The 7850-nt window shown below is 32.5% G+C and carries 4 protein-coding genes and 3 pseudogenes; 5 read left to right on the plus strand and 2 right to left on the minus strand.

The window, feature by feature from the left end; genetic code table 11:
* Positions 1-138 precede the first annotated feature (138 nt).
* The 4 genes and pseudogenes from ACQV2T_RS08960 to ACQV2T_RS08975 form a co-directional block, all read left to right on the plus strand.
* Positions 139-732 carry a type IV toxin-antitoxin system AbiEi family antitoxin domain-containing protein gene (locus tag ACQV2T_RS08960; RefSeq protein WP_428885391.1) on the plus strand — a complete coding sequence of 198 codons (594 nt, stop codon included), beginning with the start codon at positions 139-141 and terminating at the stop codon, positions 730-732.
* On the plus strand, positions 725-1558 hold the full coding sequence (locus tag ACQV2T_RS08965) for a nucleotidyl transferase AbiEii/AbiGii toxin family protein (protein WP_428893567.1): 834 nt from the start codon (positions 725-727) through the stop codon (positions 1556-1558). Before ACQV2T_RS08960 ends, ACQV2T_RS08965 begins: the two co-directional genes overlap by 8 nt.
* Positions 1559-1649: 91 nt before the next feature.
* A pseudogene (locus ACQV2T_RS08970) lies at positions 1650-3366 on the plus strand (DNA topoisomerase 3).
* A pseudogene (locus tag ACQV2T_RS08975) lies at positions 3341-3879 on the plus strand (ATP-binding protein); the annotation flags it as partial. The pseudogenes ACQV2T_RS08970 and ACQV2T_RS08975, both read left to right, overlap by 26 nt.
* 205 nt (positions 3880-4084) lie before the next feature.
* On the opposite strand, the pseudogene ACQV2T_RS08980 reads toward ACQV2T_RS08975, so the two are convergent.
* Both ACQV2T_RS08980 and ACQV2T_RS08985 read right to left on the minus strand, forming a co-directional pair.
* Positions 4085-5023, minus strand: a pseudogene (locus ACQV2T_RS08980) (IS30 family transposase).
* 112 nt (positions 5024-5135) lie between these two features.
* On the minus strand, positions 5136-5747 hold the full coding sequence (locus tag ACQV2T_RS08985) for a hypothetical protein (protein ID WP_428893568.1): 612 nt from the start codon (positions 5745-5747) through the stop codon (positions 5136-5138).
* 447 nt (positions 5748-6194) lie between these two features.
* Here ACQV2T_RS08985 and ACQV2T_RS08990 point away from each other — a divergent pair, with 447 nt between their 5' ends.
* Entirely contained in the window at positions 6195-7787 is a 1593-nt protein-coding gene (locus ACQV2T_RS08990) for an ATP-binding cassette domain-containing protein (protein ID WP_428885386.1), read from the plus strand.
* Positions 7788-7850 lie beyond the last annotated feature (63 nt).

Genomic DNA, 7850 nt, shown 5'->3' on the forward strand with positions numbered 1-7850 from the left:
GTGGGACATTTTGATTTGTGTTCTCTTGAGACATTATCATTTACGTTTAACATTATTACTTTTTAAAAACTATTTATTGTTGCAAGTGTGCGTACAAAACGATATAATGTAAGCACGATTACAACAAAGGGTGGTATTATGAATTATATAGAAAAAATAAGGGAAAAAATAAAACAATCTGGTGGAATTATTACGAGTAAGGAAGTTAAAAACTCAGGTATTCCTACCGTATATCTTACACGAATGGTTGAAAATGGAGAGCTAACTCGTGCAAGTAGAGGGATTTATATAGATTCTAATGGAGACTATGATGAATATTACTTTTTTCATAGTAGATTTAGTGTTCCTATTTTTTCTTATGTATCTGCCCTGTATCTTCATAAATTTACGGATATAATTCCAAATGAAATGGAAATTACAGTATATAGAGGCTACAATCCTCATCGTATAAGTGAGAATGTAATAATACATTATGTAACAAAAGATATTTATGATTTAGGTGTTACAGAATGTAAAACCGTATTTGGGAATTTAGTTAAAGTTTATGATCTGGAAAGAACTCTTTGCGACCTTATAAAAAATAGAAATGAAGTTGAAGCAGAGCTATTTTCTAAAACAATTAACAGGTATGTACGCTCCCAAAATAAGGACTTGAACAAACTTTACGAGTATTCAAAAAAAATGAAGATATATGAACAAGTAAAAGAACTAATGGAGGTTATCTATGAATAAGGATAAATTAAGGGCTATGTGTCAAAAACTATCAAAAGAGACTAGACTTAGCTTTAACGCAATACAAACACACTTTTTTCTGGAAGGCATTTTAGGAAAAATTGCCAGCAGTGATGAGAATGAAAATTTCATATTTAAAGGTGGTTTTTTACTTGCGAATGTAATTGGTATTAGGCAGAGAAATACTGTAGATATTGATTTTTTGATAAGACGATTTTCTCTTACAGAAGAAAATATAAAACAAAGATTTGAAAAAATGTTTCAAAAGAAAGATGGTACAGGAATAAGTTATGAAATTCAAAAGATAGATGAAATACGCAAGGAAGATGAGTATGGTGGATTTAGAATTACTATTCTTTGCAGATTAGAGAATATAAGACAAATTATTCCTCTTGATATAGCAACAGGAGATTCAATTACACCAAGTGAAATATCTTATGAATACAAGAGTATTTTCAGTGATGATGTTTTTGATATTTGTGCTTACAACATAGAAACAATGCTTGCAGAGAAGCTTCAGACAGTCTATAAAAGAGGGGTGTTTAATAGTAGAAGTAAAGATTTTTATGATATTTACATTCTGTATCATTTGGAAAAAGAAGAAATTGATTTTGAAAGATTAAAGAAAGCTTGTGAAAATACATTTAGATACAGAAGGACAGATTTTGATGTTGATAGTATTCTTGAGGTATTAAACATATTAAAAAATGAGAAAGATATTAATACAAGATGGGCTAATTATCAAAAAAGATTCAGCTATGCCAAAGACATAAGTTTTGATGATGTAATAAATACAACAATAGAATTAGTAGGAAAAATTAAATAATGCACCAAAAACTATACAATATTTGGTGCAAACAAAGGGCGAGAGAGTAAAATCTTTCGCCCTTTTCTATTGAAAACGGGAGGAAAAATATATGAAACTTGTAATTGCAGAAAAACCAAGTGTAGCAATTTCAATTGCTAAAGTGATAGGAGCTAAAAAAGAAAGAAGGATATTATGAGGGAAATGGCTATAGGGTAAGTTGGTGTGTAGGTCATTTAGTGCAAATGGCGAATCCCGACGCTTATGATGAAAAATATGCTAAGTGGAATATGGCGGATTTACCGATTATTCCAAAAGAATATAAGTATGTGGCGGCAAAGTCTACCAAGAAACAATTTAATATTCTCAAAAAGTTGATGAACGATAAGGAAATAGACATTGTGGTAAATGCTTGCGACGCAGGTCGTGAGGGAGAAAGTATTTTTAGACTTGTATATAACGAAGCAAATTGTAAAAAGAAAATGAAACGCCTTTGGATTTCCTCTATGGAAGATACTGCAATTAAAGAGGGTTTTGATAATCTACAAGATGGGAGTTCTTACAATAATCTCTTTGAATCATCGCAAGCAAGAGCGATTGCAGATTGGCTCGTTGGAATGAATATCAGTAGACTTTATTCTTGCTTATATAGTCAAAACTATAGCGTAGGAAGAGTACAAACGCCAACACTTGCTATGATTGTTAATCGTGATGATGAAATCGTCAATTTTAAGAAAGAAAAATACTATGCAGTAGAGCTATCATTTAATGGATTTACACTTTCAACTGACAGAATTGACGATAAAGAGATTGCTGAGCAGCTATTAAATTTATTGGGCGATAAGATTGAAATTACAGATGTTATTCAAAAGGAAAAGATAACAAAACCTGAGCTTCCATTTGATTTAACAACACTTCAAAGAGAGTGTAATAAGTATTTTGGATATAGTGCAAAGCAAACACTTGACTATGCTCAAAGTCTTTATGAAAAGAAATTTATAACCTATCCAAGAACCGATAGTCGTTGTCTTACGGAAGATATGATTACAAGCACTATTAACAATATCTTAGGTAAGAATGATTTTGATACAAAACGCATTAAGGTTGTCTTTAACTCGAAAAAGGTTACAGATCATCATGCAATTATACCGACAGTAAGCAGTATGAATGAGTGCTTAACTTCACTTCCGGAAAGTGAATTAAAAATATATGAACTTGTTTTAAGTAAGCTACATGCAAGTGTAGGCTATCCTTTAATTGAGAATACAACAAAGATTGTTGCTGAATTTGACGGATTTGAATTTACAAGTAGCGGTAAAGTGATTGTTGATGAGGGATTTACCAAGTATCTAAAAGAATATATTAAAAAGAAAAGTGAGGATAATCTTCTTCCTGATGTAAAGATAGGTGATATTCTTGATGTTGAAAACAAGGAGATAAAAGAAAAATACACAGCACCACCGAAACACTTTACTGAAGATACGCTTTTAAAGGTTATGGAGCTTGCAGGAAATGACGCATTGGAAAAATGTGTAGAAGTTGAGCGAAAGGGACTTGGAACATCTGCAACAAGAGCAGGAATTATTGAAAATCTAATCTTTAAGGGATTTATTGAGAGAGATAAGAAAAACCTTATTGCTACACATAAGGGAATCAGCCTTGTAACAATTGTTGCTGATGTCTTTAAATCCGCAAAAACAACAGCAAAATGGGAAATGGAATTATCCGATATTGCACAGGGTAAATCTTCAAAGAAAATTTTTTTAGAGGCGATTGAAAATGAGATAAAAGAAGTGGTTTTAACTTATAACCAGTACATTGGCTCATAGAGATCATTCAAGCGGTTTTCCTGCAAAAATGAATATTGACGATGAGAAGATTATTATAGAAAACAGTAATTTAGCTCATGGAATGGGGCATTGGACTTACAAAAGTTTGAGTCTTTCCCTAAAAATCCTGCTATCTCAAAAGTGTTTAGAGAAATAGGACTTGCTGATGAGCTTGGTTCAGGTATGAGAAACACATATAAATATACAAGACTATATTCAGGTATTGATCCTCTGTTCGAGGAGGGAAATATTTTTAGAACGATAATTTCTTTGAAGAAAATAGCGACTTAAAAAGTTGGAAAAAGTGGTGTCGCTCACAGTGTCGTTCAGGATGTCGCTCACGATAAGATAGCTCTTGCAGAATTTATAAAAGAAAAAATAAGAGAAAATGATAAGATTACAAGAAAAGCAATTGCAGATGAAGCTGGAGTTAGTGTAAAGACTATAGAAAGAGCCATTAAAGAAATAGATAGTCTAAAATATGTAGGCAGAGGAAGTAATGGTCATTGGTAACTGAGTGAATAGCATTAAGTTGCAATGTCATGATTTATGCAGGTATGATTGAGACATAAAGCCAGTAAAATAAGGGTTTTTAGTAAGTTGAAGTAGAAAATTTAAGTTGCAGTAAGTTGCAACACATAGAATGTTTAGGTGATTAGAGTAAAATCTAAGCACCTTTTTTTATTTGATGAATTGCAATAATAAGTGCGACATTATTTTACTCAAGTAATGCTAGTTCGTGCATAAATACTTCAAAAGGTGTTTTAAAATTAAGACATTTCCTAGGACGATTATTGATTAGCCACAAGGCTTCATAGAGCTGTATTGGAGTGACTTTTGATAAATCTGTTTTCTTTGGAAAGAACTCTCTTAACAACCCATTTGAGTTCTCATTCGTTCCTCTTTGCCAAGCACTGTAAGCATCTGCAAAGTAAAAGCTAATACCATGATTTTCTATCTCCGGGTAACAAGCAAATTCTTTCCCACGATCTGAAGTAAATGATTTAAGCGCCTCAATCGGTAAAACTTCTATTAGGCTGTCAACAGCTCCTTGCATAGCATCTTTTGATCGGTTTGTCATCAATAAAGCCAGGTAAAAACGACTTTTCCGTTCGGCAAAGGTTCCTAAACATCCCTTGCTTTTTCCTCGTGAAGAGACCATGGTGTCTAATTCCCAATGACCAAATTCTTTTCAATCCTTAACTGCCTTAGGTCTTTGTGTAATCGAAGTCCCTATATTAAATTTCCCTCGAGTTTCTGGCGTTTTACGTCGTTTTCCTTTTTGCCTGAGAACATCGAGAGAGATTTGGAGAATTCCTTGATAAATCCAATTATAGATAGTTTTAAACGAAAGCTTTCCTTGATAATCACGTCCTACTATCTGTTCAGGGGACCAAGTGAGTAGTAGTTTAGATTGAATCGCTTGAATCAATTCAGAAGTATGCTTCGGGTTTCTTCCTTTGGATTGACCTTTAATCTCTGCATTCATATGAGCCGTACTTGCTTGATAAGCGCCAGAAATACATCTTCCTAATTCACGATAAATGGTAGAGCGATGTCGGTTTAGTAACTTAGCGATTTGGTTGACTGGATAACCTTCTTGATGAAGTATTTCTATCTTCGAACGTTCTTCTATGGTAAGATGTGTGTAGCTCATAACAGTCCTCCGTGTTAGTGTTTGTGTGATTACTTACATTTTACACGAACCTGTTATGAGTTTTTTAATATTTGTCGCAATTAATTTTACAATCTATCATTTAAAATAAAGATTAAGCTCCAAAAATAAAGGTGATATAAACCATTAGAGTCAGGAAGAACAAGAAAGTTTCAACATTAACAAGCACTGTATTTGGCTTTATTTTTTCAAATAACTTGACACTTTTTACTAAACTAGCATCTAAAATGATTATTGGATAATAAAAAATGAACAGTCCAAATAAAAACATCACCACTGCCATTATGCCTTCTCCCTTCTGCCAAAAGCATAGCCCCAAGAAAATAGCCCATAAACATTTGAAAAAATTAACTAAGCCTTCATAGGGAAGAGATAATGTCGCCATCATATAGTTTGTTTGACTATCGCTTATTTTTTTATCTTCATTGTACTTGGCTAAAAAGGCTATATGACCAGTTTGCAGAGCCATTCCAGCTACTAGTAGAATTAAATAAACTGAACCAAACACACTTCCTACCAATAAAATATCAGAATCGAGTAATTGATAGAGAACAAATGGTAAGGGAAGCCACATAGCATACATGATGGCTTGCATTAAATGCAATAGAGCATACTCATTATTCTCTGTCATCTTCTTAAAGTTAAAAAGAATGAGTAGAAATATCAAAATTCCTATCCAACCAAAAATTATTGTTGAAAATAACATCATAGCCTCCTTATGAAAATTTGTTCATATCGAGTTTTTAATTAATTTTTTATGAAAAATAAGATTATTGAAGAGTCTACTTTAATTATATCTACTATTTAAATTGTTTACCAACTATAAAAATAATTAAAAGAAAATTCAAATTTTAGAATAACCGAACAATAATTTAAATGTGTATCTGCTTATTGAATGATTCCGTCGCATTTAATAAGCTTTTTAGTATAATAGTTTTGAAAACGTTTAATAAATGGCCTATTGTAAAAAGCATAGACACTATCTGCACACGTAACTTTCAATAAAGAGAAAAGGAAAGGCTTTATATATGACCATTGATTGAGAGAAATTACTGTTCGAGCATTTAAAAATTTATAGTGGATAATAATAAGTTGAAGCTAATAGGGTGAAAAAAATATAACTAATATAATTGAAGTTTAGGTGGACTTGCTTATGAAAATACTGAAATATATTAAAAAGAATGTACTCATCTATTTTTTAATAGGAATGTTACTTAATAGTGGTTTAATGCTTATAAAGCCATTACTACTTGAGCGTTTACTAAACATTCGCGAAGAGCATTTGACTACAGATACGATTCTTTCCTTTATAGTGTATGGTTTAATTTTACACTTGATTTTTTATAGCACTATGCTCTTGGCTAATTTTGTTAGTAATAATCTACAACGTCATTTACAAATAAGATTAAAAAGTCAATTAATGAAACGATTATTTTTAAAAGATTCCATTATGTATGATGAGAAAGTTTCAATCCTTACACAAGACATGGAGCTATTGTACGATCGTTTTCTTCTTCCTGTAGATATTATGATCGGAAAGGCATTTATGCTATGTACCACAATCGTTTTTATTCTGTGGCACAATTTTTGGTTAGGTCTCTTTTTTGTAGCTTTCTCATTTCTTCGGCCTTTACCGCAATTCTTGATGAATCGTCATTTACAAGATAGTGGTGCTGCTTTCTCAAAAAAACAAAAGCAATTCCATCGATCTGTAGGAGATTTTTTTAAAGGAGCGAACACCTTTTATTTTTATGGTGCTAGTAAAGAAAAATTATCTCTGCTTGAAAACATTAATGAGGAATATGAAAATGCTCGCTGGAAAAATGAATGGACCAGTAATATCGTCTTTTTTCTAAACGGTCCATTAGTATTTTTTAGTCAAGTTCTGCCTTTAGCTGTAGGGCTATTCCTACAAAAACAAGGCGTTGAATTGACTACGGCTAGCTTGATAGCTATGTATATCGCGACTATGAATCTCAGTGGTCCCATTCAATCGATCATGTACAGTATTTCTGATATTCAGCGTTCAAGTGACGTGAGAAATAAACTTTATAGCTTACTTGAAGATCCTGGTTCTGAATACACATATTTTACAGCAGATTCTGTCGCTGAATTGGTCTTGGAAAATATATCGAAAAATAGTGAAGAGCGAGTACTCTTCAAAAATTTTTCCTTGAATTTATCCATGCCAAGCAAAGTCTTGATAAAGGGCGCCAGTGGTTCTGGGAAATCCACTTTACTAAGGATCATAGCAGGAGTAATAAGTGCTGATAATGGACGTGTTTTTGTGCGCAATAATCAAGGCGAAGAATTCTTTGAATATCAAGGAAATATTGCCTATATTTCACAACATCCTTTTTTCAGTCACGGATCTATTCGTGATAATTTAACTTTGGGACAGAATTTTCCAGATAATAAACTTTTATATTTTTTAGATCAAGTTGGTTTAACGAATGAAATCCCAGCTATATTGGATTATCAATTGGAAAATAATGGTGAAAATATTTCAGGCGGTCAACGCCTGCGTTTGGAACTGGTTCGTTGTTTGCTTAGAAAGAAGGACATCGTTCTAGCTGATGAGATAACCGCTGCTTTAGATATTCAAAACGCTCGGCGTGTTCGTCAGATTCTTTCGGATTTACCGATTATCTTGATAGAAGTTGCGCATCATATCGATCCAGAAATAAGTTATGACCAAGTTATAGATATAGATGACTTTAAAGATACCTTTACAAAATATGAATAAACAAAATCGGGGCTGTATCATAAGTCTCAAACCGAAAAACCACTATAAACGTTGTTTAAACAA

The sequence above is a fragment of the Facklamia sp. P13069 genome, assembly GCF_050409405.1.
Classification (GTDB): Bacteria; Bacillota; Bacilli; order Lactobacillales; family Aerococcaceae; genus Facklamia.

What these genes read in the sequence shown, in the direction of transcription:
- ACQV2T_RS08960 (WP_428885391.1), top strand. Translation starts at nt 139, where the DNA reads ATGAATTATATAGAAAAAATAAGGGAAAAAATAAAACAATCTGGTGGA.
- ACQV2T_RS08965 (WP_428893567.1), top strand. Translation starts at nt 725, where the DNA reads ATGAATAAGGATAAATTAAGGGCTATGTGTCAAAAACTATCAAAAGAG.
- ACQV2T_RS08985 (WP_428893568.1), bottom strand. Translation starts at nt 5,747, where the DNA reads ATGTTATTTTCAACAATAATTTTTGGTTGGATAGGAATTTTGATATTT.
- ACQV2T_RS08990 (WP_428885386.1), top strand. Translation starts at nt 6,195, where the DNA reads ATGAAAATACTGAAATATATTAAAAAGAATGTACTCATCTATTTTTTA.